The sequence below is a fragment of the Arthrobacter sp. MMS24-T111 genome, from assembly GCF_054888995.1.
The window spans coordinates 858,667-885,290 of the sequence record NZ_JBTZRO010000001.1 but is presented as its reverse complement, the minus strand read 5'-3'; the positions used below and the strand labels follow the sequence as shown (position 1 = coordinate 885,290).

General features: G+C 67.1%; 23 protein-coding genes and 2 pseudogenes. 14 read left to right on the top strand and 11 right to left on the bottom strand.

The genetic code is table 11. The features are described from left to right. Positions 1 to 28: 28 nt before the first annotated feature. A complete protein-coding gene (gene ald, locus ACX5I6_RS03980) occupies positions 29 to 1,147 on the bottom strand; it encodes an alanine dehydrogenase (RefSeq protein ID WP_461841670.1) in 1,119 nt (372 codons plus the stop codon). A gap of 234 nt (positions 1,148 to 1,381) precedes the next feature. Here ald and ACX5I6_RS03975 point away from each other — a divergent pair, with 234 nt between their 5' ends. Beyond that, positions 1,382 to 2,602, top strand: a complete 1,221-nt coding sequence (locus tag ACX5I6_RS03975; RefSeq protein WP_461839543.1) for a PucR family transcriptional regulator — start codon at positions 1,382 to 1,384, stop codon at positions 2,600 to 2,602. 15 nt (positions 2,603 to 2,617) lie between these two features. On the opposite strand, the gene ACX5I6_RS03970 is transcribed toward ACX5I6_RS03975, so the two are convergent. From ACX5I6_RS03970 to ptsP, 3 genes are all read right to left on the bottom strand, one after another. After that, entirely contained in the window at positions 2,618 to 3,352 is a 735-nt protein-coding gene (locus ACX5I6_RS03970) for an alpha/beta fold hydrolase (RefSeq protein WP_461841669.1), read from the bottom strand. An 83-nt stretch (positions 3,353 to 3,435) separates the two neighbouring features. Further along, positions 3,436 to 3,858, bottom strand: a complete 423-nt coding sequence (locus tag ACX5I6_RS03965) for a helix-turn-helix domain-containing protein (RefSeq protein WP_461839542.1) — start codon at positions 3,856 to 3,858, stop codon at positions 3,436 to 3,438. A 54-nt stretch (positions 3,859 to 3,912) separates the two neighbouring features. Continuing rightward, a complete protein-coding gene (ptsP, locus tag ACX5I6_RS03960) occupies positions 3,913 to 5,598 on the bottom strand; it encodes a phosphoenolpyruvate--protein phosphotransferase (RefSeq protein ID WP_133832350.1) in 1,686 nt (561 codons plus the stop codon). Between the two features lie 244 nt (positions 5,599 to 5,842). On the opposite strand from ptsP, the gene ACX5I6_RS03955 reads away from it, so the two are divergent. From ACX5I6_RS03955 to ACX5I6_RS03930, 6 genes are all read left to right on the top strand, one after another. Continuing rightward, positions 5,843 to 6,487, top strand: coding sequence for a TetR/AcrR family transcriptional regulator (locus ACX5I6_RS03955; RefSeq protein WP_461839541.1), 645 nt, complete (start codon positions 5,843 to 5,845; stop codon positions 6,485 to 6,487). 88 nt (positions 6,488 to 6,575) lie between these two features. After that, complete coding sequence (locus ACX5I6_RS03950; protein WP_461839540.1) at positions 6,576 to 8,630, top strand: PTS mannitol transporter subunit IICBA; 2,055 nt, start codon at positions 6,576 to 6,578, stop codon at positions 8,628 to 8,630. Then, positions 8,630 to 9,793 (top strand): mannitol-1-phosphate 5-dehydrogenase, encoded by a 1,164-nt coding sequence (locus ACX5I6_RS03945; protein WP_461839539.1) that lies wholly within the window; start codon positions 8,630 to 8,632, stop codon positions 9,791 to 9,793. The genes ACX5I6_RS03950 and ACX5I6_RS03945 overlap by 1 nt, the downstream gene beginning before the upstream one ends. Before the next feature lie 208 nt (positions 9,794 to 10,001). Then, the gene (locus tag ACX5I6_RS03940; RefSeq protein ID WP_461841668.1) at positions 10,002 to 10,493 is read left to right on the top strand and encodes a GNAT family N-acetyltransferase; all 492 of its coding nucleotides are present in this window, start codon (positions 10,002 to 10,004) and stop codon (positions 10,491 to 10,493) included. A 41-nt stretch (positions 10,494 to 10,534) separates the two neighbouring features. Then, positions 10,535 to 10,972: a MarR family winged helix-turn-helix transcriptional regulator gene (locus ACX5I6_RS03935; RefSeq protein WP_461839538.1), complete on the top strand. Its 438-nt coding sequence runs from the start codon at positions 10,535 to 10,537 to the stop codon at positions 10,970 to 10,972. Between the two features lie 28 nt (positions 10,973 to 11,000). Next, positions 11,001 to 12,227 carry an MFS transporter gene (locus tag ACX5I6_RS03930; protein WP_461839537.1) on the top strand — a complete coding sequence of 409 codons (1,227 nt, stop codon included), beginning with the start codon at positions 11,001 to 11,003 and terminating at the stop codon, positions 12,225 to 12,227. Positions 12,228 to 12,304: 77 nt separating this feature from the next. Here ACX5I6_RS03930 and ACX5I6_RS03925 read toward each other — a convergent pair whose 3' ends face one another. From ACX5I6_RS03925 to rraA, 3 genes are all read right to left on the bottom strand, one after another. Continuing rightward, positions 12,305 to 13,747, bottom strand: a complete 1,443-nt coding sequence (locus ACX5I6_RS03925; protein ID WP_461839536.1) for a sugar porter family MFS transporter — start codon at positions 13,745 to 13,747, stop codon at positions 12,305 to 12,307. Between the two features lie 211 nt (positions 13,748 to 13,958). Continuing rightward, positions 13,959 to 15,623 carry an MDR family MFS transporter gene (locus ACX5I6_RS03920; protein ID WP_461839535.1) on the bottom strand — a complete coding sequence of 555 codons (1,665 nt, stop codon included), beginning with the start codon at positions 15,621 to 15,623 and terminating at the stop codon, positions 13,959 to 13,961. Positions 15,624 to 15,749: 126 nt separating this feature from the next. After that, positions 15,750 to 16,244 carry a ribonuclease E activity regulator RraA gene (rraA, locus tag ACX5I6_RS03915; protein WP_461839534.1) on the bottom strand — a complete coding sequence of 165 codons (495 nt, stop codon included), beginning with the start codon at positions 16,242 to 16,244 and terminating at the stop codon, positions 15,750 to 15,752. Positions 16,245 to 16,360: 116 nt separating this feature from the next. On the opposite strand from rraA, the pseudogene ACX5I6_RS03910 reads away from it, so the two are divergent. From ACX5I6_RS03910 to ACX5I6_RS03890, 5 genes and pseudogenes are all read left to right on the top strand, one after another. Continuing rightward, a pseudogene (locus tag ACX5I6_RS03910) lies at positions 16,361 to 17,643 on the top strand (MFS transporter). Between the two features lie 137 nt (positions 17,644 to 17,780). Continuing rightward, positions 17,781 to 18,390: pseudogene (locus ACX5I6_RS03905) on the top strand (TetR/AcrR family transcriptional regulator). A 287-nt stretch (positions 18,391 to 18,677) separates the two neighbouring features. Further along, complete coding sequence (locus ACX5I6_RS03900; RefSeq protein ID WP_461839533.1) at positions 18,678 to 19,877, top strand: NAD(P)-dependent malic enzyme; 1,200 nt, start codon at positions 18,678 to 18,680, stop codon at positions 19,875 to 19,877. Between the two features lie 95 nt (positions 19,878 to 19,972). Beyond that, positions 19,973 to 20,476 carry a DUF456 domain-containing protein gene (locus tag ACX5I6_RS03895; protein ID WP_285246383.1) on the top strand — a complete coding sequence of 168 codons (504 nt, stop codon included), beginning with the start codon at positions 19,973 to 19,975 and terminating at the stop codon, positions 20,474 to 20,476. Positions 20,477 to 20,518: 42 nt separating this feature from the next. Continuing rightward, a complete protein-coding gene (locus ACX5I6_RS03890; protein ID WP_461839532.1) occupies positions 20,519 to 21,496 on the top strand; it encodes a hypothetical protein in 978 nt (325 codons plus the stop codon). Here the strand turns inward: ACX5I6_RS03890 and ACX5I6_RS03885 are convergent. Continuing rightward, a complete protein-coding gene (locus ACX5I6_RS03885; RefSeq protein ID WP_461839531.1) occupies positions 21,493 to 22,134 on the bottom strand; it encodes a LysE family translocator in 642 nt (213 codons plus the stop codon). The two genes, ACX5I6_RS03890 and ACX5I6_RS03885, sit on opposite strands and share 4 nt — an antisense overlap. Positions 22,135 to 22,240: 106 nt before the next feature. On the opposite strand from ACX5I6_RS03885, the gene ACX5I6_RS03880 reads away from it, so the two are divergent. Then, positions 22,241 to 22,696 (top strand): Lrp/AsnC family transcriptional regulator, encoded by a 456-nt coding sequence (locus ACX5I6_RS03880; RefSeq protein ID WP_285245686.1) that lies wholly within the window; start codon positions 22,241 to 22,243, stop codon positions 22,694 to 22,696. 7 nt (positions 22,697 to 22,703) lie between these two features. Here the strand turns inward: ACX5I6_RS03880 and ACX5I6_RS03875 are convergent, their stop codons facing one another. From ACX5I6_RS03875 to ACX5I6_RS03865, 3 genes are all read right to left on the bottom strand, one after another. After that, entirely contained in the window at positions 22,704 to 23,357 is a 654-nt protein-coding gene (locus ACX5I6_RS03875) for a hypothetical protein (protein ID WP_461839530.1), read from the bottom strand. After that, on the bottom strand, positions 23,354 to 24,847 hold the full coding sequence (locus ACX5I6_RS03870; RefSeq protein WP_461839529.1) for a WXG100 family type VII secretion target: 1,494 nt from the start codon (positions 24,845 to 24,847) through the stop codon (positions 23,354 to 23,356). Before ACX5I6_RS03870 ends, ACX5I6_RS03875 begins: the two co-directional genes overlap by 4 nt. An 85-nt stretch (positions 24,848 to 24,932) precedes the next feature. Further along, positions 24,933 to 25,400, bottom strand: a complete 468-nt coding sequence (locus ACX5I6_RS03865; RefSeq protein ID WP_461841667.1) for an Lrp/AsnC family transcriptional regulator — start codon at positions 25,398 to 25,400, stop codon at positions 24,933 to 24,935. 327 nt (positions 25,401 to 25,727) lie between these two features. Here ACX5I6_RS03865 and gluQRS point away from each other — a divergent pair, with 327 nt between their 5' ends. Further along, complete coding sequence (gene gluQRS, locus ACX5I6_RS03860) at positions 25,728 to 26,624, top strand: tRNA glutamyl-Q(34) synthetase GluQRS (RefSeq protein ID WP_461839528.1); 897 nt, start codon at positions 25,728 to 25,730, stop codon at positions 26,622 to 26,624.

Genomic DNA, 26,624 nt, shown 5'->3' with positions numbered 1-26,624 from the left:
GACAAGTACGGAGCAATCGATGAAGGGCTTAGGCGGAGACCAGGTCGTGCCAGTCGGCGACGAGCGGCAGGTTGTGCGCCTCGGACACCGAGTGGTGTGCCACGTGGCCGGCGGCGATGTTGAGGCCGGCGGCCAGGGCGGGGTCGCGGTCGAACGCGGCCTTGACGCCCAGGTTGGCCAGGGACACGGCGTAGCGCAGGGTGACGTTGGTCAGTGCGTACGTGGAGGTGTTGGGCACGGCGCCGGGCATGTTGGCCACGCAGTAGAAGATGGTGTTGTGCACCTTGTAGGTGGGTTCCTGGTGCGTGGTGGGGTGCGTGTCCTCGAAGCAGCCGCCCTGGTCCACGGCGATGTCCACCAGGACTGAGCCGGGCTTCATCCGGGCCACGAGGTCGTTGGTGACCAGCTTGGGGGCCTTGGCGCCGGGGATCAGCACCGAGCCGATCACGAGGTCGGCGTCCACCACTGACTTTTCGATCTCGTACTTGTTGGAGGCAACCGTCTTCAGCCGGCCCTGGTACTGGGCGTCGAGTTCGCGGAGCCGGTTGATGTTGATGTCCAGGATGGTCACGTCGGCACCCAGGCCCAGGGCCATGGCGGCGGCGTTGGTTCCCGCCACGCCGGCGCCCAGGACAACCACCTTGGCGGGACGGACGCCCGGGACGCCGCCCAGCAGCACGCCCTTGCCGCCGGCCGGAGCCATCAGCGAGGTGGCGCCCACCTGGACGGACAGGCGGCCGGCCACCTCGGACATCGGGGCCAGCAGCGGCAGCGTCCGGCCTTCCTGCACGGTCTCGTAGGCGATTGCCGTGACGCCGGAGTTGATGAGCGCCTGGGTCAGTTCAGGCTCGGCGGCGAGGTGCAGGTAGGTGAAGAGGATCAGGCCCTTGCGGAAGCGGTGGTACTCGGACTTGATGGGCTCCTTGACCTTCATGACCATGTCGGCGCGGGACCAGACGTCGTCCGCCTCGTGCACGATCTCGGCGCCCGCGATCGCGTACTCCTCGTCGGTGATGCCCGAGCCCAGGCCGGCCCCGCGCTCCACCAGGACGGTGTGGCCGTGGGTGCGGAACTCATGGACGCCGGCAGCGGTGATGGCTACGCGGAATTCGTTGTTCTTGATCTCTTTGGGGACGCCGATGATCATCGTCTGCTCCAAGGTGTGGTCCCGGCAAGCCGGGAAAAGTGGAAGGATTTTCGTGTTTCAACGATAAATCCGGCTGTGAGCCAGGCGACAGGAAGCGGCTGGAAGCTGGAAAGCGGAGCCGCGTGATTCCGGGGTTTTTGCCGTGCCGTGCTCGACAACTGTCGGCTCCTGAAGCGTCAGGTGTCGCCTCGTGTTGGTTCGTGGGACCGGCTTCGCAGGCAGTAGTGTGAGCCCATGCAGCAGCAGGGTGTGGAACAACTCGTCGAACAGGTGGCACAGAAGCTTGGCCGCGGCCTATCCCTGGAGGACCTGGACGGCATCCTGCTTGCCTACAGCTCCAACCAGTCCCACGCAGACCGCGTCCGGGTGAACTTCCTGCTGAGCAAGAAGGTCCCGGCGGATGTCAGCGCCTGGCAGCTCTCCCACGGGATCGCCACCGCCGTCCGGCCGGTGGTGATTCCGGGGAACCCGGACCTGGGCATGCTGGGCCGGGTCTGCGTTCCGCTGATGGTCCGGGGCTTCCGCGTGGGCTATCTGTGGGTGCAGCAGGACTCGGCAGAGGAAAGCCCGACGGCGATCCTCACCCAATTGCCGGGCGTCAACCACGAGCTTGAGCTGCTTTCGGGGCTCCTGCTCGACTCGAACACGGCGGAATCTGAGTTCCGGCGGGGCCGTGAGCGTGAGTTCCTGGCAGCCTGTGCGGGGGAACCCAACGCGGTGGCGGCGGTGGCCGGCTGGAAGGAAGTTCAGGGCCGCGGCCCCTGGCAGATGGTCACCATCCTCGACGCGGACGGCTGGGCCAGCGGGCCGGACCCCATCGCTTCGGCCCTGATCCACCGCTCAACAGCGCTGCAGGCCACGGTGGGTGTGGACGCCGCCCTCTTCAGTGCCGGCACCGATACCCATTCGGTGGTGCTGTTCCGCGAATCGACGGGCCGGGCCAACCACGCCCAGGTGCTGGTGCACTACCAGCTGGAGCTGGCCAAGCGCTCCGGCCGGCCGGTCCACCGGATCATCCTGGGGATCAGCGAGGGGTTCGCCAGGACGCGCCAGCTCGCGGAGGCCTACCGGCAGTCCCGGCTGGCAGCCCAGGCGGCCGCCGTCGACCCGCAGCTGGGCGAGCTGGTGGACTGCCGCGCCACCGGCGTCTACCAGCTGCTCGCGTCGGCCGGCGGGGGAGTGGGTGCGTGGGCTGATTCCGGGTCCGTGTACTTCCGGATGCTCGAGGACCACGACCGCAACGGCGAGCTCATTCCCGTGCTGGAGCTGCTGTATGACAATGACGGCTCCGTCCAGGACGTGGCCACCCGGCTCCACCTGCACCGCAGCAGCATCTACAACCGGCTGGGGCGGATCCGTCAACTGCTGGGGGTGGACCCACTGAAGGGATTGCCGCGGCTGGAACTGCATGCCGCGCTCAAGATGCGGCGCTGGGCGGCAAGGCCCAGGATCTGACGCCGGGAATCCGGGTTAGCGGGAGGGTGCCCCGACGAAGGACCGGATGGCATCCGCAACCTGCCGCGGGCGCACATGCTGGACCACGTGGCCTGCCTGCGGTATTTCCACGAAACTTCCCTGCGGCACGGCCTGGGCGAGCCGGATGCACCACTGCGGCCCGGCCACCTGGTCATGGTTGCCGCGCAGGACCAGGACGGGCACATTGATGCCGGCCAGCCGCTGCTCCGTGGGGTAGCCCATCATCACCGGCACCTCGGTGAAGTACCAGCGCGGGCCGCAGCGGAAGTAGTCCGTGAGGACAATCCAGTTGGATGAGGGAGTTTCCCGGAGCAGCGCGTCCAGGGAGAGCGCCACGCCCTGCCGCAGGACGCTCCGGTGCCGGGAGTCCACCACGGGTCCCATCAGGACCAGCCGGCGCGCCCGTTCGGGGGCGTAGAGCGCGGCCTCGATGGTGAACTGCACGCCCATCGAGTGTCCAACCAGGATGTAGGAGTCGATGCCGCTTGCCTTCAATGCCTGGGCGATGAACGCGCCGTAGTCCGCCGCGGAGAGCTGCCTGCCGGGCCGGGGGGTGCCGGCGAACCCCGGCAGGTCAAGGGAGTAGGTAGGGGCGCCGGCCAGTTCCCCGTGCAGCCGTCGAAGGTAGCGGTGGGAGACGCCGATGCCGTGGATGAGCACAAAGGCCGGTCCGGCGGGGCTGCCTGCGGCGCCCTGTCCGGGTGCGGGCGTACCGTCAGCCCAGAACAACCTCCCCGTCAAACCATTGGCGGCCACCTCCGCAGAGCGCAGCCCGGCGTCCTTCCGGCGCAGCAGGCCACGGGGAAACCGCACTACTCCGCCTCGCCGGCGTGGCCGACGTCGGCCTTGTCCTGCTTGCGCTTCCGGTCCTCAAGCTTCTGTTGCTCCAGCCACGCAAGGATGTCGGCCTGCCGGATCCTGCGGTGCGAGCCGCGGTACTCCACCGGAATCTCGCCGCGGTCGGTCATGTTGCGCAGGTACGTGTGCGAGATCCCCGCCAGTTCCGCGGCCTGGGAAGTGGTCAGCATTTCTTCCACGCTGCTCACAGTCACCGTTTCGCCGCGGCCCAGCCGTGCCAGGAGATCCACGACGGCGTCCCGTGCCTGCGCGGGCAGGCGGTGGACGGTGCCGTCAACGAAGACGGTGATGTCGTTGCTGTCCTTCAGGGCGCGCGCAAGGCTGCCGGCCTCGCCTGCGGGCAGGCCGGCCGTAACGCGGGGGGCTATCAATGCCATGGACGTAGCCTATCCCGCGTCCGGGTGCCGGCAGGCGAGGCCGATTCCTCCGGATCAGAGCCCCAGTTCCTCCAGGACCGGCAGTTTCTCCCGTACCCATGCCCGGGCTTCCGTGGCGCTAGGCGCGGAGAGGGCAAGTTTTGCCAGTTCCTGGGCCTCGGAGAGGGTGACCGTCTTCAGCACGGCGGCCACCGCGGCGAGCGAGCGGGCCGTCATGGACAGGGTGGTCACGCCAAGCCCGGTGAGGACGACGGCGAGGGCGGGGTCCGCGGCAGCCTCACCGCAGACACCCACGGGCTTGTTGTGGCCTTCGGCCCTGGAACCTTCAACCGTGAGCCCGACGAGGCGCAGGACCGCGGGCTGCCACGGGGTGTTCAGGTTGGCCAGGGGGCCGAGCTGGCGGTCGGCGGCCATGGCGTACTGGGTGAGGTCGTTGGTGCCCAGGCTGGCGAAGCCCACTTCGCGGAGGATCGCTTCGGCGGTGAGGGCGGCGGAGGGGACCTCCACCATGACGCCGGGGGTCTTGATGCCGGCGTCCGCGCACATGGAGGCGAAGCGCGCGGCTTCCTCGGCGGTGGAGATCATGGGGGCCATGACCCAGACGTCGGCCTCGGACTGCTGCTGGGCCAGTGCGATGGCTTCCAGCTGCCGGTCCAGGACGCCGGGAGTGGTGAAGTCGGTGCGGTAGCCGCGGACACCCAGCGCCGGGTTGGGTTCCGTGGAGTCGGTCAGGAAGGGCAGGGGCTTGTCGGCGCCGGCGTCCAGCGTGCGCAGGACCACTTTCTTGCCGGGGAATGCGTCGAAGACGCTCTTGTAGGCAGCTGCCTGCTCTTCGACGCTGGGTTCGGTGTCGCGTTCCAGGAAGCAGAACTCGGTGCGGAACAGGCCCACGCCCTGGGCTCCGAGCTTCGCAGCGGCCTCGGCGTCCTTGCCGCCGCCCACGTTGGCGAGCAGCGGCACCTCGTGGCCGTCCGCCGTCGTGCCCGTGCCGTTGAATTCTGCCAGCAGCGACGCCGTGGCAGCCCAGGCCTCGGCTGTTGCCCGGAGGGTCTCGTCCGGTTCGGAAGTGATGTTGCCGGCAGCGCCGTCAACGTACACCTCGGTGCCGTCCGCGAGTTCGTCAACGCCGACGGCGGCAACGACTGCCGGGAGACCCAGGGACCGGGCGATGATGGCCGTGTGGGACTGCGGGCCACCCCCGGCAGTGACCAGCGCCAGGACCTTGTTGGGGTCCAGCGTGGCGGTGTCTGCCGGCGCCAGGTCCTCGGCCACCAGGACGAACGGGGTGTTGGAGGCGGGGATGCCGGGGGCGGGAACCCCGCGAAGCTCCGCGACGATCCGGGCCCGGACGTCCAGGACGTCGGTGGCGCGTTCGGCCATGTAGCCGCCCAGGTTGTGCAGCATCTCGGAAACCGAGGAACCGGATTCCCAGATGGCGCGTTCGGCGGAGGTCCCGCGGGCCACAAGCTTGGCCGCGCCCTTGATCAGCATGGTGTCCTTGGCCATCAGCGCGGTGGCTTCCAGGACTGCCTTGCCGTCACCCACGGCATGGGTTGCCCGGTCCTTCAGTTCGTCGTGCACGGCCTGGGCCGCGGCCTTCAATGCTGCAGTCGCTTCTTCGGCAGTGGTGCCGGCCGCCAGCTGCTCGCCGGCAGGCGGCTCGCTGATTGGTTTGGGCATCTGGCGGATGGTGCCGATGACGCGGCCTGGACTGACGCCTACTCCTGGGAAGTTCTGCACTGAAGGTCCTCATTCTCTGCCGGTAGACAGGCCCGCCAAGGTCTCCGGCGCCGTGCCGGGGCTGCCGGTGGACTGCTACGTCCAGGGCAGGAAACGCGCCTGAAAAAATTGTATGTGATTCAGTTCATATAGCAACGCTATAGGTGCTAGGGTAGCGGTTATGAGTTTGGATGGCCAGCTTCCCCCAAAATGCGGCTGCTCCGCGCAGCCGCGGAGCTTGCTGGCAAATTCCGCGGGAGCGCCGGTGTCCACCCGCCAGATCACCCAGCTGGCGGGCGTTTCGGCGCCCACGCTGTACCACCACTTCGGTGACAAGGAAGGACTGTTCGACGCCGTCGTCGCCGCAGGGTTTGAGGAATATGTCGCGGGCGAAAGGGATTTCGCCCCTTCCGGACAGCCGCTTGAGGACATCCGGAGAATGTGGGACAACCACGTCCAGTTCGGCCTGAACCAGCCCGAGCTGTACCTGGTGATGTTCGGCAACATCCGCCCGGAAAGCCGGCCTGCCATCGTGGCGGACGCCGAGTCGCTGATGGAGGAGATGCTGAACAAGGCAGCGGCGGCGGGCCAGCTGAACGTCCAGCCGAGGGAAGCGGCCAGGTCCATCCTGGCGGCCAACGTGGGCGTGACGTTGATGCTGATTGCGGAGTCCGTCGCCGAGAGGAACCTCGAATTGTCCACCATGACCCGGGACGCCATGATCTTCGCGGTGTCCGCCGAGCCCGCCAGCGGCCCGGCCGCGGGCAGCACCGGAAAGTCCTCGGTGGTGGTGGCAGCGATCGCCCTGAACGCCGCACTTCAGGCCTCGCACTCTGACCAGCTTTCCAGCTCGGAACTCAAGCTCTTTCTCGAATGGCTGCACCGGATCTCCACCAGCACCGCCGGTTAAGCCCCAATCAGCGCATCACCCAGCACTACGTCGTCGTAATCATTCGGACCATCCTGCGGAGCAGCAGGAATGACGGTTAGGAAATCACATGGCAACAGAGACAGTTGCAAAACCCCGCACCAGCGCGCGCGTGCACGTCCAAAAGTTCGGGACATTCCTGTCCGGCATGATCATGCCCAACATCGGTGCGTTCATCGCCTGGGGCATCATCACCGCCCTCTTCATTGAGAAGGGCTGGCTGCCGGTGCCTCAGCTGGGTGGTTTCGGCGAGACCGACGGGAAGCCCAACATCGGCCTCGTTGGCCCCATGATCACCTACCTGCTGCCCCTGCTGATCGGCTACACGGGCGGCAAGATGGTCTACGACGTCCGCGGCGGCGTGGTGGGTGCCATCGGCACCATGGGTGTGATCGTCGGTGCCGGCATCCCCATGTTCATCGGCGCCATGATCATGGGCCCGCTGGGCGGCTGGACCATGAAGAAGATCGACTCCATCTGGGACGGCAAGATCCGCCCCGGCTTCGAGATGCTGGTCAACAACTTCTCCGCCGGCATTTGGGGTGCCTTGCTGGCCCTGCTGGGCTTCTATGGCATATCGCCGCTGGTTACTGCGTTCAGTACGGCTGCAGGCAACTTCGTGCAGTTCCTGGTCCACAACGGACTCCTGCCGCTGACCAGCATCTTTATCGAGCCCGCCAAGGTCCTGTTCCTGAACAACGCCATCAACCACGGCGTGCTCACCCCGCTGGGCGTGCAACAGTCGCTGGAGCAGGGCAAATCCATCCTGTTCCTGCTGGAAGCCAATCCCGGCCCCGGCCTGGGCCTGCTCCTCGCGTATGCGTTCTTCGGCCGTGGTGCCGCCAAGGCTTCAGCCCCCGGCGCAGCCATCATCCAGTTCCTGGGCGGCATCCACGAGATCTACTTCCCGTATGTCCTGATGCGCCCGCTGCTGATCCTGGGCACCATCGCCGGCGGCATGACCGGCATCGCCACCCTCGCCGTCACCAACTCCGGCCTCGTGGCGCCGGCCGCCCCGGGCTCCATCTTCGCCGTGCTGGCGCAGACCTCCCGCGACAGCTACTTCGGCGTGATCCTGTCCGTGGTCCTCGCGGCGGCAGTTTCCTTCCTGGTGTCCTCGGTCATCCTGCGGACCACCAAGCACAGCGATGAGGCCGACCTCGGCGACGCCACCGCCCGGATGGAGGAGATGAAGGGCAAGAAGAGCTCGGTTGCCTCAACCCTCACCGGAGCCGGCATGGGAACTGCCGCCGGTGCGGCCGCCGGCCGCGGCGGGGTGGGCGTCCTGGCCGGCCCGGTCCGCAACGTGGTGTTCGCTTGCGACGCCGGCATGGGCTCCAGTGCCATGGGAGCCTCGGTGCTGCGGAACAAGATCAAGGCCGCCGGTTTCCCCGACGTCAAGGTCACCAACGCCTCGATTGCCAACCTCACCGACAGCTACGACGTCGTGGTGACCCACCAGGACCTCACCGAGCGTGCCAAGCCGGCGACGTCCAGCGCCGTGCACTACTCCGTGGACAACTTCATGAGCAGCCCGCGGTATGACGAGATTGTCGAGCTGGTCCGCGAAAGCAACACCGAGCGCGATGGCTCGGCCGACGCCGGCGCCACCCACGGTGCGCACGCCGCCGAGGCTCCGGTGGACGCTGCGCCTGCTGCCGCGGCAGGGACCGCAGCCCCCGCCGCCGGGACCTCCGAGATCCTGGCACGGGAGAGCGTGGTCCTGACGGGCTCGGCCACCACCCGCGACGCCGCCATCGACGAAGCCGGCAGGCTCCTGCTGGCCCGGGGCGCAGTGGATGAGGGCTACATCGCCGCCATGCACGAGCGCGAGGAATCGGTGTCCACCTACATGGGCAGCTTCCTGGCCATCCCGCACGGCACCAACGCCGCCAAGGACCACATCCGCAAGTCCGCGGTGTCCGTGATCCGCTACCCGGAAGGCATCGACTGGAATGGCAAGGAAGTGAAGTTCGTGGTGGGTGTCGCAGGCATCAACAACGAACACCTGCACATCCTGTCCTCCATCGCCAAGGTCTTCACGAACAAGGAGCAAGTGGCCCGGCTCGAGGCTGCCACGTCTGAGGATGAAGTCCTGGAGCTCTTCGGAAAGGTCAACGCATAGTGAAGGCTGTACATTTTGGCGCCGGCAACATCGGGCGCGGCTTCGTGGGCCTGCTCCTGCATGATGCCGGCTACGAGGTGGTGTTCGCGGACGTGGCCGAGGAACTGATCACCCGGCTGGCGGCTGCGGACAGCTACGCGGTCCACGAGGTGGGTGAGAACCCCGCCGTGCGGACGGTGGACAACTTCCGGGCGCTGAACTCCAACGCCCAGGAGGCTGAGCTGGTCGCGGAGATCGCGACCGCGGACATTGTCACCACGGCGGTAGGCCCGCACATCCTGAAGTTCGTGGCGCCCGTGATCGCCAAGGGCATCGCCGCCAGGGAGCCCGGCCGGGCTCCCCTGCAGGTGATGGCCTGCGAGAACGCCATCAACGCCACGGACATCCTGGCCAAGGAGGTGGCCGCCCAGCCGGGGGCCGCCGCCGGGGCCCTTGACGGGAAGGTGGTCTTCGCGAACACCGCCGTGGACAGGATCGTGCCCAACCAGGAGCCCGGCCAGGGCCTGGACGTCACCGTGGAAACCTTCTACGAATGGGTGATCGACAGGACAGCCTTCGGCGACTCCGCCCCCGTGATCCCCGGTGCCAGCTTCGTGGACGACCTCTCGCCGTACATCGAACGGAAGCTGTTCACCGTGAACACCGGGCACGCCTCCGCGGCCTACCTGGGGTTTGAGGCGGGGCTGGAAAAGATCTCCGACGCCATGGCGGACCAGGATGTGGCGGAGGATGTCCGGGCGGTGCTGGAGGAGACCAAGCAGCTCCTGGTGGCCAAGCACGGCTTCAGCAACGACGAGCAGGAGGCGTATGTCCAGAAAATCCTGGTCCGGTTCTCCAACCCGTACCTGCCGGATACCGTCAACCGGGTGGGCCGAGCCCCGCTGCGGAAGCTGAGCCGCCACGAGAGGTTCATGGGCCCGGCGGCGGAGCTGGCAGAACGCGGCGTGGTGCCGGAGGCCCTGCTGGGCGCCATCGCTGCCGCACTCCGCTTCAACGATCCCGCAGACGCGGAGGCCACCGAACTCGCGGGCATTCTCGGCTCCGCCAGCCCGGCTGACGCCACGGCCAGGATCACCGGACTCGAAGCCGACCACCCGCTGTTCAGTGCCGTCGCCACCCTTGTAGAGGAACGGCAGGCTGAACTGGCAGGCGCCCCCGCCTGACGCGCGCCATCCCGACGACGCCGGCACCCACTTCATCGCAGGAGTGGGTGCCGGCGTCGTCAGTCGTGCAGCGCCCCGGAAACCCCCGCTCACCTTTTGCGTGTTTTACCGCAACCCCCGCTCACCTTTTGCCGGGTTTCCCCAAACCCCCGCTCAGATCCTGTGCCAAGCTGGGCAGGTGACCGATATCCAAAGCGCCGTGACTCCTTTGCTGACCGCCGACGTCGACGGCGGCACGTTCCGCCTCCGCCACGCCACCCCTGCCGACCTCCCGGCCATGGTGCAGCTGCTCGCTGACGACGCCCTGGGCGCCGGCCGCGAGACCGCACAGGACATGGAGCCGTACCAGCGGGCCTTTGACGCGATCGACGCCGACCCCGCCCACCTCTTGATCGTCGGCGAGACCGTGCCGGCGGGGGACCAGGCCGGCCCCGTGGTGGCCACCTTCCAGCTCAGTTTCCTTCCCGGCATCTCCCGGCAGGGTGCGTGGCGTTCGCAGCTCGAGGGCGTCCGTGTTGCCGCGTCCCTTCGCGGGCAGGGCCTGGGGAAGCTCATGGTGGGCTGGGCCATCGCGGAGTCCCGGCGCCGGGGCTGCACCCTGATGCAGCTGACCACGCACCACAGCCGCTCCGCCGCGCACCGGTTCTACGGGCAGCTGGGCTTCGAGGCCAGCCACGTCGGGATGAAGTTGACTCTCTAAATCTTGACTGTTAGGTGCCCTAAATGTTAGGCTACCTAACGATGAACGACGATAACTCACTCCAGGAACTTGCCAGCGGATTCCGCGAGGCCCTCCGCCACAGCGTTTACCTGGTCCGGCGCCTCGACGCCGACGGTGAACTCAGCGCCGCCCAGCTCAGCACCCTCAAGATGCTGCTGGACGAGGGCCAGCGCGTCGGCGAGATCGCCCGCAATCTCGGGGTCCGCGTCCCCAGCGCCACCGAGCAGATCATCAAGCTCGAACGCGCCGGGCTGGCCCGCCGCGAACCGGATCCGAAAGACTCCCGCGCTGTCAGGGTGATCCTCACCCCCGAAGGCCGGGACGCCGTCGATTCGGCAAACCGGCGCCGCAACCAAGTGATGGCAGGCATCCTGAGCACCCTCAGCGACCAGGACCGCAAAGCCCTTTCGGACGCGCTGCCGGTCATCGACAAAATCAACGCTTACCTCCAGAACTGAACCAGTGACGAATTTAGGAGTACCCTCCATGGACGGCCAGCTCGCAGAAACCCTGCCGGCACCAGAAAACACCTTGCAGGCTGAAAAGGCCTCATTCCTCAAGCAGCCGAAGGCGGTGTGGGCCACCGCGCTCGCTGCAGTGTTCGCCTTCATGGGCATCGGCCTGGTGGACCCCATCCTCCCCGCCATTGCCACCAACCTGCAGGCGAGCCCCAGCCAGGTCTCGCTGCTGTTCACCAGCTACTTCCTGGTCACTGCCCTCGCCATGCTGATCACCGGGTTTGTCTCGTCCCGGATCGGCGGCAAACGGACCCTGCTGATCGGCCTGGCCGTCATCGTCGTCTTCTCCTCGCTCTCCGGCCTGTCCGCCAGCGTCAGTGAGCTGGTGGGCTTCCGGGCCGGCTGGGGCCTGGGCAATGCCCTGTTCGTGGCCACGGCCCTGGCCGTCATCGTCGGCGTCGCCAGCGGCGGCGCCGGGACCGCGATCATCCTCTACGAAGCTGCCCTGGGCCTGGGCATCTCGCTCGGCCCGCTTCTGGGCGCCCTCCTGGGCGGCTGGCAGTGGCGCGCACCGTTCTTCGGCACCGCCGTCCTCATGGCGGCCGCCTTCATCGCCTTGATTGCCCTGCTGCCCAAGACGCCGCTGCCCGAGCGCAAGGTCCGCCTGCGGGACCCCTTGCTGGCACTGGGCCACAAGGGACTGCGGACGACGGCGGCGAGTGGCCTGTTCTACAACTACGGCTTCTTCACCATCCTGGCTTTCACGCCGTTCATCCTGGGCATGAACGCCTACGGAATCGGCGGCGTCTTCTTCGGCTGGGGCGTGGCCGTGGCCGTCTTCTCCGTCTTCGTGGCACCGCCGCTGCAGGCCCGCTTCGGTGCCGTCAAGGTACTGACCGGCACGCTGTTCCTGCTCATGCTGGACCTGGCCGGGCTGGGCCTGGCGGCGGGGCACTCGGTGCCGGCCGTCGTCGTCCTCGTGATCGTTGCCGGCGCCCTGCTGGGCGTCAACAACACCATCTACACGGAACTGGCCATGGGTGTTTCCGATTCGCCCCGCCCGGTGGCGTCCTCCGGCTACAACTTCGTCCGCTGGATGGGCGGCGCCCTGGCCCCCTTCGCGGCGGCACAGCTCGGTGAGCACTTTGGCCCGCAGGTTCCGTTCTTTGCCGGTGCGGCGGCCATGGTGGTGGCCATCCTGATCGCCCTCGGCGGCCGGGCGTACCTTTCCTCACACGAACCACACGTGGTGTAAGCGGCCGGACAACAACAAACCCTCCATCACGCCAGGTGATGGAGGGTTTGTTGTTTCCAGCGAAAGCCGGGGCGCCGTTACGAGGCCTTCTTGGAACCCTTGGGAACGAACAGCGTCTCTGCCTGCTCCAGGGACATTCCGTTGGTCTCCGGCACCTTGAACATCACGAAGAAGAAGGACGCCGCCGCGAACAGCGCGTACATGGCGTACGTCAGGGGTAGCGAGCCGGCGGCCATCACCGGGAAGCTGAGCGTAATGGCGAAGTTGGCCACCCACTGCGCGGCAGCTGCCAGGCCCAAGGCCCGGGCACGGATCTTGGACGGGAAGATCTCGCCCAGGAGCACCCACACCAGCGGCCCCCAGGACGCGCCGAAGCTGATCACGAACACGTTGGCTGCCACCAGTGCCACCGGCCCCCAGGCGCCCGGCAGGGTGATGTCCTCGCCGCTGCCCGTTGCCGAGGAGAATGCGAGGGCCATGGCGGCCAGGGACACCGCCATCCCCACGGACCCGGTGAGGAGGATGGGGCGCCGGCCAATACGGTCCACCAGGGCGATGGCCACCAGGGTGACCAGGATGTTGGTCACGGCCGTCGCCACCGAAATGGCCAGCGAGTCCTTTTCCTGGAACCCGACGGCCTTCCACAGCGTGGTGGAGTAGTAGAAGATCACGTTGATGCCCACGAACTGCTGCAGCACGGACAGGATGATGCCCACCCACACCACCGCCTGCAGGCCAAACGCCTTGCCGCGCAGGGAACCCTTTTGGCCGGCCAGCTTGTCTTCCTCGATGGCTTCCCGGATGTCGCGGATGTGCCGGTCGGTGTCCTCGGCGGGCGCAATCGAATCGAAGACCTTCCGTGCCTGGTCTTCCTTGCCCTGGAACACCAGGAAGCGCGGGGATTCAGGCAGCGTGAAGGCCACCCAGCCGTACACGACGGCGGGAACGGCGGCGGCAAGGAACATCCACCGCCAGGCTTCGATACCGAGCCAGAACGACTGGTCTGCGCCACCGGCCGTCGTGGCCAGGAGCGCATCGGAGAGCAGGGCTGCGAAGATACCGGTGGTGATGGCCAGTTGCTGCAGGGAGGCCAGTCGTCCCCGGACCTTTCGCGGTGAAATCTCGGAAATGTAGGCGGGGGCGATCACGGACGCCAGGCCGATGCCCAGGCCGCCCACCAGGCGCCAGAAGATCAGGTCCCAGACGCCGAAGCAGAAGCCCGTGCCCACAGCGCTCACCAGGAAGAGCAACGCGCCCAGTTTCATGGCGGGAATGCGGCCGTAGCGGTCCGCCACCTTGCCGGCCAGGAAGGCCCCGGCGGCGCAGCCAAGCAGGGCGATGGCGACGGCGAAGCCGGTCACGGCCTCGGACAGGGCGAATTCTTCCTTCATGGCGTCCACGGCACCGTTGACCACGGACGAATCGAAGCCGAAGAGGAATCCGCCCACCGCCCCCGCGAGCGCCAGCCAGATCACCCGCCGCGGAATCCGGGTGGTTGTCTGCTCCTGTGCAGTGGGCATGGTTCTCCCTGGTGTTGGGGGTTTATGGATGCGGTGCGGACGTCGTCGGCTGCGGTACCGGCCCAACGGGCCGGCGCACACGCGCTAAACAGTGTGGCACGTCACCGCCGCAGGTTCCACTTGGCGCCCCTTGCCCCACATCTTGCCCCACAACGAAAAACGACGACGGCGGGCCGTGCCGCCGTCGTCGTTTGTCCGTGCTTTTCCGGGCCTAGTGGGCCGGAATCTGCATGTCGTCCTTGTCCTGCGGCGAGGCTTTTTGGTCCGTCAGCTTTTTCCGCGGCAACGCAAAGCTGATGAGGAACGCCAGGCCCGTCAGGGCGGCAGCGGTCAGCATCACGGTGTCGATCGAGGTGGCGAAGCCTTCGGTGATGGGCCTGGTCAGGGTGGAGTTGGCGCTGTGCAGCCAGCTGGTGTCGTTCAGCGAATCGTTGGAGGCGCCGTTCTTGAAGAAGTCATACAGCTTGGCGTTGGCAGGATCGGACGCGACCGCCGGGTCCTTCAGGACGGCGAGGTAGGCGGGGTCCGTGGTGGCGCTCTTCATGCCGTCGGCGATCCGGCTGGCGGCCAGGCTGAAGAGCATGGAGATGAACACGGCGGTCCCCACGGCGCCGCCCATGGAGCGGAAGAAGGCCGCGGAGGAGGTGCCTACACCCATGTCGCGCGGCGGAACGGAGGTCTGCATGGCAAGGGTGAGGGGCTGCATGCAGAAGCCCAGGCCGATGCCGAAGAACACGGCGATGAGGCCGGGAACCCACAGCCCTGTGTCCACGCCCAGGGAGAAGCCCATCACCAGCGCGGCAGCGGTCAGGATGCCGGTGCCCATGATGGGGAAGATGCGGAACGTTCCGGACGCGGAAATGGTGCGGCCGGCGGTGATGGAACCGAACAGGATGCCCACCGTGAAGGTGATCATCATCAGGCCCGCCTGCGTGGGGGTGAGGCCCTTCACCAGCTGCAGGTACATGGGAAGCATGGCGATGGCGCCGAACATGCCGATGCCGATGATGAAGTTCAGCAGCGAGGACAGCCCGAACGTGACGTTGTGGAAGAGCCGCAGCGGGATCAGGGCGTAGTCGCCGGCGCGCTTTTCGGCGAGCAGGAACCAGGCAATGCCCACGACGCCCAGGCCGTAGCAGAGGAAGGAGTTGACCGAGGCCCAGCCCCAGGAACGGCCTTGCTCGGCCACCAGCAGGAGCGGAACGATGGCCACCGTGATGGCCGCGGCGCCCCAGTAGTCGATCTTCTGCTTCAGGTGCTTCGCAGGCAGGTGCAGGAACAGGAACACCACCGTCAGGGCGGCAAAGCCGATGGGGATGTTGATGAAGAAGACCCAGCGCCAGCCGTCAAAGCCCAGGATGTTCGCTGATCCGGCGAATGCGCCGCCCACCACGGGACCGAGAACCGAGGAAATGCCGAACACGGACATGAAGTAGCCCTGGAACTTGGCACGGTCCTTGAGGGAGACGATGTCGCCGATGATGGTCAGCGCCAGGGCCAGCAGCCCGCCCGCGCCGAGGCCCTGTATGCCGCGGGCAATGGCCAGCTCGGTCATCGAGTGCACAGAGCCCGCGTAGAGCGAACCCACCAGGAAGATGGCGATGGCCGTCAGGTACAGCGGCCGGCGGCCGAAGATGTCGCTCAACTTGCCGTACAGCGGGGTGCTGACGGTGGACGTGATCAGGTACGCGGTGGTGGCCCACGCCTGCAGCGAGAGCCCGTCGAGATCGTTGGCGATGGTGTAAATGGACGTCGAAACGATGGTCTGGTCCAGGGATGCGAGGAACATACCCAGCATCAGGCCAACCATTACCGTGACGATCTGGCGTTGCGTCAGTGTTTCTCCGGCGCGCGGCGCGGCAGAGGCTTTAGACATGGGGGCTCCAGGGGAAGAAAAGGATATAAGCAGCGATAGTTGCTTTCAGTAACTATCTTACTCGCACTTTTTATTCCCTGCCCTGCCAACTTTTCTGCGGCGGCCGGTGCCGGGTGCGCTCCCTGCCTAGGCCTCCACGAGGATGCCGTCGGGGTCGCACCAGATGCCGGCCCCGGTACGGATGGTGACGCCGTCGATCACCACGTCCACGTCGACCTCCCCGGCGCCGGCCTTCAGGCTCTTCTTCGGGTTGCTGCCGAGCGCCTTGACCCCAAGGTCCAGCCGGGCAAGGGCCTCCCGGTCCCGGATGGCGCCATTGATCACGACGCCGGCCCAGCCGTTCGCCACGGCGCTTTCGGCGATCATGTCCCCCATCAGGGCCGTCCCCAGCGATCCGCCGCCGTCCACCACCAGGACGGCGCCGTTCCCCGGGGATGCCAGCGTCGACTTCACCAGGGCGTTGTCCTGGAAGCACCGGATGGTCCGGGCCGGGCCGCTGAAATGCGTCCGGCCGCCCAGGGACTGGAACTGCAGGGAGATCGATGCCAGTTCGGAGCCGCGCTCGTCATAGAGGTCTGCAGTGTTCACGGGTGCGTTTCCTGCGGGAGTGGGTGCGCTCATCTGTTGCTCCTTGGTCTTCAGTGACGGGGCGGCCGGGGCGGGGCCCAGCGGCCAGGTACGGCCCACGATAGTCTGATTCCCACCGCCAACCGGCCGCACCAGGGGGAGCCAAGCCAATGAGTCTGTCCAAGAAGCCTCTGCCGCCGGGCGGCTCTCCACCGGAAAGTGCGGCGGCGGCGCTCGCCGAGCCGGTGCAGAAGGTCACCGCGCGGTGGGTGACCGGCCTGGTATTGGTGAACGTCGGCATCAACGCGGCCTTCTTCGGCCCGATCAACGTGTTCATCGGCCAACAGGCCATCAGCATCGACGCGCCCAGCAAGGAAGCCATCCTTTCCCTGGTGACGGCCTGCGGCGCCGCCGTGTCCTTGGTGGCCAACCCGCTTTTCGGCGCCCTCTCGGACCGGACCACCTCAAGCTTTGGCCGCCGCGCCCCGTGGGTTTTGGCAGGGGCGGTCCTGGCGACGGCGGCCCTCCTGGCCATGTCGTTTTCAGGGGCCGTGGCGCTCATGGTGCTTTTCTGGTGCCTGGTGCAGCTGGGCGCGAACGCCGCCTACGCCGCCATCACCGCCGCTGTCCCGGACCGGGTGCCCGTCGCCCAGCGCGGCGGAGTGGGCGGACTCGCGGCGATGGGCCAGACCCTGGGCATCCTCACCGGCGCCGTCTTCGGGGCGGTGGTTGCAGGCAACTTCATGGTGGGCTACTGGCTGTGCGCCGCGGCCCTCCTGCTGTCCGTCCTGCCGTACCTCTTCCACCGGAACGATCCCGCCCTGCCGGCGTCGGAACTGGAAGCTTTCCGCCCCGCGCCTTTCTCAAGGGATTCTGGATCAGCCCGGTGCGGTATCCGGACTTCGCCTGGGCGTGGCTGGCGCGGTTCCTGGTGAACGTGGGCAACCAGCTGACCATCGTGTACCTGCTGTTCTTCCTGCGGGACGTGATCGGCTACCCGGACCCGGCCGCGGGGGTACTGGTCCTGACCGGCATCTATGCGGTGATGGTGATGATCACCGCCGTGCTGGCCGGTCCCTGGAGCGACAGGGTGGGCCGGCGGAAGCCGTTCGTCATCGGTTCGTCCGCCACGATCGCCATGGCCGGGGCCATCATGGCGTTCTTCCCGGTGTGGCCGGGCGCCCTCGCCGGGGCGGCGGTCCTGGGCATCGGCTTCGGAGCCTACCTTGCGGTGGACTTCGCCCTGCTGACCCAGGTCCTCCCGTTCGCCGTCAGCCGCGGCAAGGACATGGGCGTCATCAACGTGGCCAACTCCCTGCCCCAGGTGGTTGCCCCGGCCCTGGCGCTGGTGGCCGTGACGTATGCGGGCGGCTACCGGACCTTGTTCCTGACCGCCGCCGTCATTGGGCTTTTGGGCGCTGTTTTCGTCGTCAAGATCAAGGGCGTGGACTGACCCGAAGACGGCGGAAGGTAAGCCCGCTGACCAACCTGCTCGGTGCGGTTGCCGTATAGTTGAACCGGGCTGCAGGGTGGTACGGAAGTGGGGGCACTCCTGGCCGCAGTCCCCTAAAACACAACCCCGGAATGCTGATGCCCGAGACTTTTTCAGACCATCCGCCCATGGCCGCCCGGCCTTCCGCTCCCCGCCAGCGCCTCCGTTACGCGCGGATCCTCGATACCGCCGCAGGGTTTGCCCGCAAGGGGCTGGACGCCGTGGAGCTGTCCGAAGTCGCAGAAAAAGCCGACGTCCCGCTGGGGACGCTCTACCGGTATTTCCCGTCTCCCACCCACCTGATGCTCGCACTCTTCCGGCACCAGCTGGACGAGCTGCAGGCCGGTGCCCGTGGATCGTCGCCGCGTTTCCGCGGCCGTGCACTCTCCGGCCTGGTGATGGAGATCTTCCACATGCGCGTCATGCAGCCTGCCGTGGAGCAGTGCCTGAGCCGGAGTGTCTACCTGCCGGAGCGGGATACCACGGAGCTTCCTGCGCGAGATCGACGCGCTCAGTGAGAAGCTCGTTGCCGGCGCGTGCGGCGATGCGGTGGGCGCGCGGGTCCTCCTGCTGACTGTCACTGGTCTGGTCCAGTCCGTGCGGAACCGCCGGCTTTCCCTCTTCGAGGCCGAGGAAGACCTCAAAAAGGCCTGCGGGCGCTTGTCTCCGGACGCTGAATCCGGATTAACAGTGACCAAAACCGCGTAACTGGTCTAGACCAATAGGCAATTAAATCCGCCATAATGTCGTGATCTGGGTCACTAAATTGCGCGCTTAAACCTTTTGGCACTGCATGAGTGGCTCTTTGAGGTCCAGGCCGGCCGTTCGGGGGTGCCTACCATGGTCGCACCGGAGCGGCAGGGCGGAAACACCCCCGGCGTTCCCCCTGGACCCGCCACCCCTGGGTTTCCGGTCGCACTACTTTCCCCGCTGGGCCCGGCCGGGTTCCAGCTCCATGTGCCGTGCGCCCACGGCGAGCACCAGGAGACAACGACGTGTCCATTGACGCAGTTACCGCCACCGACAACTCAGCAGCGACGGCCCTGACCGAAGACGAGATCTTCGGCGCGCACCGGGGCGGCAAGCTGTCCGTGACCAGCACCGTTCCGCTCTCCAACAAGCGGGACCTGTCCATCGCCTACACCCCCGGTGTTGCCGAAGTCAGCCGCGCCATCCACGCCAGGCCGGAACTGGCCCGCACCCTCACCTGGGCCGAGCGCCTGGTGGTCGTGGTCAGCGACGGCACGGCCGTCCTGGGCCTGGGAAACATCGGCGCCAGCGCCTCCCTGCCCGTCATGGAAGGCAAATCGGCGCTCTTCAAGACCTTCGGCGACCTCGACTCCATCCCGCTGGTCCTGAACACCACCGACGTGGACGAGATCGTGGAGACCCTGGTCCGGCTGCGCCCCAGCTTCGGCGCCGTCAACCTCGAGGACATCTCCGCACCCCGCTGCTTCGAGCTCGAGGAAAAGCTGATCGAAGCGCTGGACTGCCCCGTCATGCACGACGACCAGCACGGGACCGCCGTCGTGGCCCTCGCAGCCCTCACCAACGCCGCCAAGGTGACAGGCCGGGGCCTTGAGGGCCTCAAGGTGGTGGTATCCGGTGCCGGCGCCGCCGGCATCGCCGTCGCCGAGATCCTCCTGGCCGCCGGCATCACCGACGTCGTCCTTCTGGACTCGCGCGGCATCATCAACAGCAGCCGCGCCGACCTTGCAGCCGACACCGCCGGCAAGAAGGCGGACATCGCAGCCCGCAGCAACCCCCGCGGCATCACCGGCGGCCCCGCCGAAGCACTGGCCGGCGCGGACGTGTTCATCGGCGTCTCCTCCTCCAAGCTGGCCGAGGAACACCTGGCATTGATGAACCAGGACGCCATTGTGTTCGCCCTGTCCAACCCGGACCCCGAAGTCCTGCCCGAGGTAGCCGTGAAGTACGCCGCGGTGGTGGCTACCGGCCGCAGCGACTTCCCGAACCAGATCAACAACGTCCTGGCCTTCCCGGGTATTTTCCGCGGCGCGCTGGACGCCGGCGCACGCCGAATCACGCCGGCCATGAAACTGGCCGCCGCCCGCGCCATCGCGGAGCTCGCCGCCGAGGACCTGTCGGCCGACTACATCGTGCCCAGCCCGCTGGACCCCCGCGTCGCCCCCGCGGTCACCGCCGCCGTCGCCGCGGCGGTGGACGCGGAGTAGGCCCGCGCCTGGGGACAGGCAACGACGGCGGTGCCTCCTTCGCGGAAGGAAGCACCGCCGTCGGGCGCTTCAGGAGCGCCCCTAGACTGGGGACCATGACCTCCGAAACCGTGGTGACCATCCTGTGCGGCCTGGGAATCCTGGTGGGCGTGGCCGGCACCATCATCCCCGTCCTTCCCGGCAGCGTCCTGGTAGGCATCAGCCTGCTGGCCTGGGCCATCTGGGGCGGCGCAGGCACCGTGGGATGGGTGGTATTCGCGGTGGCCATGATCTTTGTTGCCGCGGGCATGACCGCCGGCGCCGTGCTCACCGGCAGGAAGCTCAAGCAGCACGCCATCCCCAGTCGGAGCGTCGTGGTGGCGCTCGTGGCGGCCGTTGTGGGGATGTTCATCATCCCGGTGCTGGGACTCTTCATTGGTTTTGCCGCCGGCCTGCTGGTCAGCGAGTTCCTCCGCACCAGGGATTTTCCGACGGCGGCCAGGTCCAGTTGGGCTGCCCTGAAGGCCACCGGCCTGGGAATGCTCGCCGAGTTCGGGCTGGCCTGCCTGGCCGCCAGCACCTGGGTGGTCGGGGTATGGATTACGGCCGCCGGTCGCTGACCGCCCGGCGGGGCCCCACCCCTTCCCGGCTAGCATGGAACGATGAGCGCCGGGGACACCGCACCGATCTACTGGGACAGCCGTGACCTCACTCCGTTCGGGCACGCCCAGCTGCGGACGCCGGTCCACGACCTTGCCGGCGGCGTGGGCGGCCTGCTTACCGGCGTGCTGGGCGGACGGAACCCGGCGCTGCTGTCCATCGACGGCGAGGTTCCGAGGCTTAAACGGTTGCCGTCAAAGCCCGCCAGGGCAGTTCACGAGGCGGTCTTCTCCAGCCGCGAACCCGAGCGGCTGATCTACCTGGCGCGGACCTACCCCGGCTGGGCCGGGCTGTGCTACCTCATGGCAGGCCTCCTTGAGTACAAACATGGCGGCTACCTCCGTGCCTCCGAACTCCTGCAGCGCGGGCTCACCACCCGGAACGATGAGGAGGCCAACCGGTACTCCTCCACCTACCTCACCAGGATCGTCACCCGGGTCGAACTGGCTGAACGGGTGGAAATCCCGGTGCTGTTCAGCGAGGAGTCGGTGTTCCTGGCCCTGGCCCATGCGTTGCGCGAGACAGGCCGCACGGAAGCTGCCCTGGACGCCCTGGCGGGGTTGCCGCCGTCACTTCCCATGGCCTTGGCCCGCTGCTCGCTGGCCCTGGACCTGGGCCGGAGCCGAACCGTCATCGACTGGACGGAGGGCTTGCTGAATGCCGACGACCTCTCCGCGGCCCTGCTCCTGGTCCGTGCCCGGGCGCTGCGCCGGGAAGGGCGGCTGGATGCGGCGCACCAGGCCATCGCCGAGGTCCTGCGCCGCCGCAAGACCCATCTGGCACTCCGCAACGACGCCCTGACAGACCGTGCGCTGCTGGTGTTGGAGTCAAGCCGGCGGTCCCTGAACCCGCGCGACTGGGGACGCCGGCGCGCGGACCCGGAGCCGCAGCGCGAAATCGGGGCGCCCGTGCCCATCCGCAAGGATGAGGAAATGCGGCGGATGTGGGAGCAGGACTGGAAGGAACTCAGCGGGGACTAGGCGCGGCCGGCCAGCAAGGGCACCAGCTGCTCCCCGAGCAGGACGGTCCCCAAGGCAACCATGATGATGCCGCTGGCAAGGGTCACCACGCGCGCAGCACCGGGCCGGCTCTGCAAGAGCGTTCTCGAGAGCAGTGCCACCGCCGTGTAGACGAGCCCCGCCAGGGCCACGAACGTCATACCCAGCAGCCCCGACTGCACCGGCACCGGCAGGGAGGCGTCCGCGCTGACGAACTGCGGAATCAGCGCCACATAGAACAGCAGCCCCTTGGGGTTGATCCCGCTGGTTCCCATGCCCTGCAGGAAGGTACGCAGCTGCGTTCGGGAGCCGCCTGCCGCCGCGGCACCAAAGCTTGCACCCCGCCAGGACCGGAGGGTCCCAATGCCGAGCCAGAGAAGATAGGCCGCACCGGCCAGGGTGATCCAGCCCAGGAGGCCGGGCATTCCGGCCAACAGCGCCGCCAGGCCCGCCACCAGCAGGACCGTGTGGAGGACGTAGCCGCCGCAAAGCCCCGCCACCGCCGGCAAGAAACTGCGCTGCCGGAGGCCGGCGGCAATGGTGTAGGCCCAATCCACTCCCGGCGTGCAGGCCAAAGCGGCGGCCACCACGATGAAGGCCAGGAACAGCTGGGGATTCACGAGGTTCTCCTGTCGACGGTCTCTCAAGAGCAACCATAGGGAGAATCACGCCAAAAGTGCTGTCCGGTTTTCGCCCGCCCCGCGGTGCCGGCAGTATGTTTATTGCGTGATAGATCGCATTGACAGGAATATTTTGCGATACCTCCAGGAAGATGGCCGGATGACTGCCACGGCACTCGCTGCAAAGGTGGGCCTGACGGTGGCACCCTGCCACCGCCGGCTGCGTGACCTGGAGCAGTCAGGCGTGATCCGCGGCTACAAGGCGGACATCGACCCGGCGGCGGTCGGCCTGGGTTTCGAGGCGATCGTGTTCGTTACCCTGCGCCAGGTTGACCGTCCCACGATGGAGATCTTCGAGAACCGGGTGGCGGACAATCCCAATATCGTGGAGGCGCAGCGGTTGTTCGGTTCCCCCGACTACCTGCTGAAGATCATCGCCGCGGATCTGCCCGCCTACCAGCGCTTTTACGACACCGAACTGACATCGCTTCCCGGAGTCGAGCGGCTGACGTCGACCCTGGTGATGAAGAACCTGAAGTCCAACGCCGGCCCGCCGGTATAGCGGCTGCCTAGGGTTTGCCCGTGGCGGCGATACCGGCCTCGGCCTCCGGGGTGTAATACTTCCCGGCGAGCTGCACGGAGTAAATGAACGTGATCCGGCCGGTGTCGTGGTTGGAGAGGATCTCGGCTGAAAAGACGGTCCCGGTCTTGTTGCCCATTCCGGGATTCCACTGTTCCTTGCCGGAACCGTCCTTGAAGCCCGCCCCAATGGGTTCGGCGTCCTGCAGAATGACGAACCCCAGTTCATCCGCCGCCCGCCTGATTTCGGCATTGGCGTCCCGGGCATCAGGGTAGTTGATGAAGATGTCGATGTGGTCGACGATATTGTCCGCTCCGGGACGGATCCGGATGGTGTCCGTGCGCATCTCAACCACACCCTTCGGCGTGGTCATGCTGACGTCGATCAGCCTGCCGGAGTCAGCTGCCACCAGGGCTCCGTCTGATCCTGCCGGGAATCCGAGGGCGGACATGTCCATAGGCAGGCTGGTGAAGTCGAAGACCGCTTTCCCGCCGCTCTTGATGGCATCGATGCCTTCCGGGGTGAACTGGGAATTGCCGTTGGCCACGATCTCGTCCTTTTCGTTTGAATGTGCGTCGGGGAACGTGCCGCAGCCGCTCAACAGCGCCGCGAGCAAGGCGGTGAGGACAAATCGCAGCTTCACGGGGCACCCACAGCCTTGCGAACGTCCTTCGGCACCATCCGGTACTCCTCCACTCGGCCAGGCATGGGTTTCACCATCTCACCGTAAGGGTCCTTCTCTCTGTGCAGCCAGTTCTCGTAGGCGCCGAGGGTGTCCTGGTCGATGAGGCGCCACCGATCCTCCCGGACAGAGATGTTGCCGTGATGGACATCGATGCCGACCGGCGGGAACCTGCTGATGTCAACGTACGGGGTCGCCGCAGGGAACTGCTCGTAGTAGGACTTCGCCCCTTCGATACTCGGTTCACCCAGCACCGTCATGGCCTCGGTAAAGATCGTTCCGGTGGTGCGCCCGCGGATGTTGTCGTAGTCATCGGCGATGACGTAGTTCTGCTCCTGGTCCGCCATGTTGAGCGACGCCTGGTGCAGGACCGTCTTCTCGGCAGGCGAGAGGTGGTGGAAGCCCTCCGGGCCCGGATACGCCGGGACAGAGTCAATGCCGGCCCACGCGTCATTCATTCGACTGCTCACCAGGCCGGCCGCCTCCATGCGCCGGATCTCGGCCAGACCGCCTTGCTGGTAGGCAAAGTGCTGGGATCCGATGTCCGTGAAGATCTCCTTCTGCATGTCCAGGAAGGTGGTTTCGTAGTACTGCAGCTCAGAGGTGCTGAACTCCGCCAGCGCGGCCAGCGCTGCGCGCTTCACCGGATCTCCGCCTGACAACAGTGGAGTGATGTCCCGGCCGGCCTCCGCCATGTGGTGGAGGAAGGCGATGTCTTCAAAGCCGGCGATAAAGGTTGGCCCCACCTGGTTGGCCATGCCGATCCACTCCATACGGGGATCGCCCTTGTACAGCTCGGCGTAAAAGGCGTACACCTTGTAGATATCGGCGCGGTTGTAGTCAACACCCTTGGATGGGTCCCAGTGGGTGGGGTCGATCCCGGCCTGCCGCATGGCGGATTCCGCCCAATACTGCTGGAGGAACTGGCCGTAGGCGTTGACCCTTCCGCCCGGGCCGGTGGCCGGCAGGGCGCCGGAGGCAACCAGGCCGTCCAGGACGCCTTTCGCGGCATCGGCATTGGCCTGGTTCTGACGGACCCATTGCGCGAATTCCCCGGACTTCAGGTAGGCATCGCGTTCCGCAGGAGCCATTCCGTTGAGTTTGTCCGTCAGCTCCCGGGCGGCGTCGTCATGCGACGATGTGCCGCCACCGCCCGGCCTTCCGGATCCGCCGCCCGCCGGGCCGTTGCTGGCCCGGTCCTGCTCGTCGGCGTTCTGCAGCAGCGCTTTTGATGCGCTGCGGACGCCGGCTGCCGCCGCCTTCAGCGTCCGTGCGTGGGAGCCGTTCCAGTCGCCGCGGAAGCGCTCGCCGTCATTGCCCTTCCAGCCCGTGGAGGCAATGGAGCCGCCCAGTTGCTGCCCCAACTGCTCCAGCCGGCCGGCGCCGCTGGCCAGTTCCTGTGCCAGCCGGCGCAGCTGTGCGACGTCGGCGCCATAGAAGTTTCCCGCCATTTTTCCCCCAAGTAAATCTCTCGCTGCCAGCCTAGCCGCAGCAGCTGACCGGCGGCGATGGGGAAGCTGCCCCGTGGGCGCCAGGCTACTCCTGCCCGTCCTGCAGGAGCCCGGTGGTCCGGTACGGGATGACCTCGCGCAGGAACATGCTCGTTGAGGTGCGGACAATGCCAGGGCAGAGGCGGATCTCCTCGGATACCCGGTAGAGATCGTCGGGGCTCTTGGCCACCACGCGGATCAGCAGGTCGGTGTCTCCAGCAGGGGCATGGCACTCCAGGACTTCGGGGATCTTGCGCAGCGCGGCGATCGCCTCGTTAAGGTGGCTTTGGTCCAGTTCTGCGCTGACGGCGGCGGCCACGCCGCGGCCGAGCGCGGAGGGCAGGACCCGGCTGCTGTTGGGGCGGAGGGCGCCTGAGGCAGCCATCCGCTCCAGGCGCGACTGGACGGTGCCGCGGGCAAGGCCCAGTTTCTGCGCAAGCACCATGATGGGCACCCGTGGATCGTCATCAAGCGCGGCCAGGATGCGCCGGTCGGTCGAATCGAGTTCCTGCAATCTGACCACTTCCTGCTTTGTAATGCATCAACAATTAGTCAATCTGACTACTTTTGATCTCTCCGATTGCGCCTACTGTAGGTCATCTGCTGAAATCATGGCAATAGGGAAGCAGGCTACCGCCGCAGTCCCGCAGGCTACAGGATCCCCGGCACACCACCCGGTCCCTGGACCAGGCTTCCCGCAAGGACGCTGCCGCAGATTGACTCTTGTTCACACCAATGTCATTCCGCATCACACGGCAAGAGCCCCTGAGCTACCGACGTCGGCATTCCCGAAGTCATCGGTAGCTGAGGGGCTCTTGTGCTGTCCGCTTAGGGTGGATCCATGACCTCCGCCGGACGCTTCGCCCCCAGTCCCTCCGGTGACCTGCACGTCGGAAACCTGCGGACCGCCATCCTCGCCTGGCTCTTTGCCCGATCCACGGGGCGGGCCTTCCTCCTGCGGGTGGAGGACCTGGACCGCGCCCGCGCCGGATCAGAGGCGGGACAGCTGCGGGACCTCCAGGCCGTCGGCGTGAGCTGGGACGGCGACGTGGTGCGGCAGACGACGCGCGGCCACCTCTACGCCCGGGCCATTGCAGGGCTGGAGCAGGCGGGGCTGACCTACGAGTGCTTCTGCACCCGCCGGGAAATCCAGGAAGCCGCCTCCGCGCCGCACGCCCCCCAAGGCGCCTACCCGGGGACCTGCCGGAACCTGGACCGGGCAGAGCTGGAGTTCAAGCGCTCCACCCGGCCCGCGGCCCTCCGGCTGCGGGCGGACGTCACCGAATTCACGGTCCATGACACCCTGCACGGCGAGTTCACCGGGGTGGTGGACGACCTTGTCCTGCGCCGCAATGACGGTGTAACCGCCTACAACCTCGCGGTGATGGTGGACGATGCCGCGCAAGGCATAGACCAGGTGGTCCGGGGTGACGATCTCCTGCCGTCCACGCCACGCCAGGCCTACCTCGCGTCCCTGCTGAATATTCCTGTGCCGGAATATGCCCACGTGCCCCTCGTGGTCAACCGCGACGGCGCCCGGCTGGCGAAGCGCGACGGCGCGGTGACCCTGGCGGACCTGGCCACCGCCGGCGTGGACCCCGCCCGGGTCCGGGACACGCTCCTCGAGTCGCTGGGCCTCCCGCCCGGACCACTGGCCGGTGCCCTCGGGTCCTTTGACCCCCGCTCGCTCCCCATGGAGCCATGGACGTGGCCGGGTGTGCCCGGGGCGGGCGCGTAG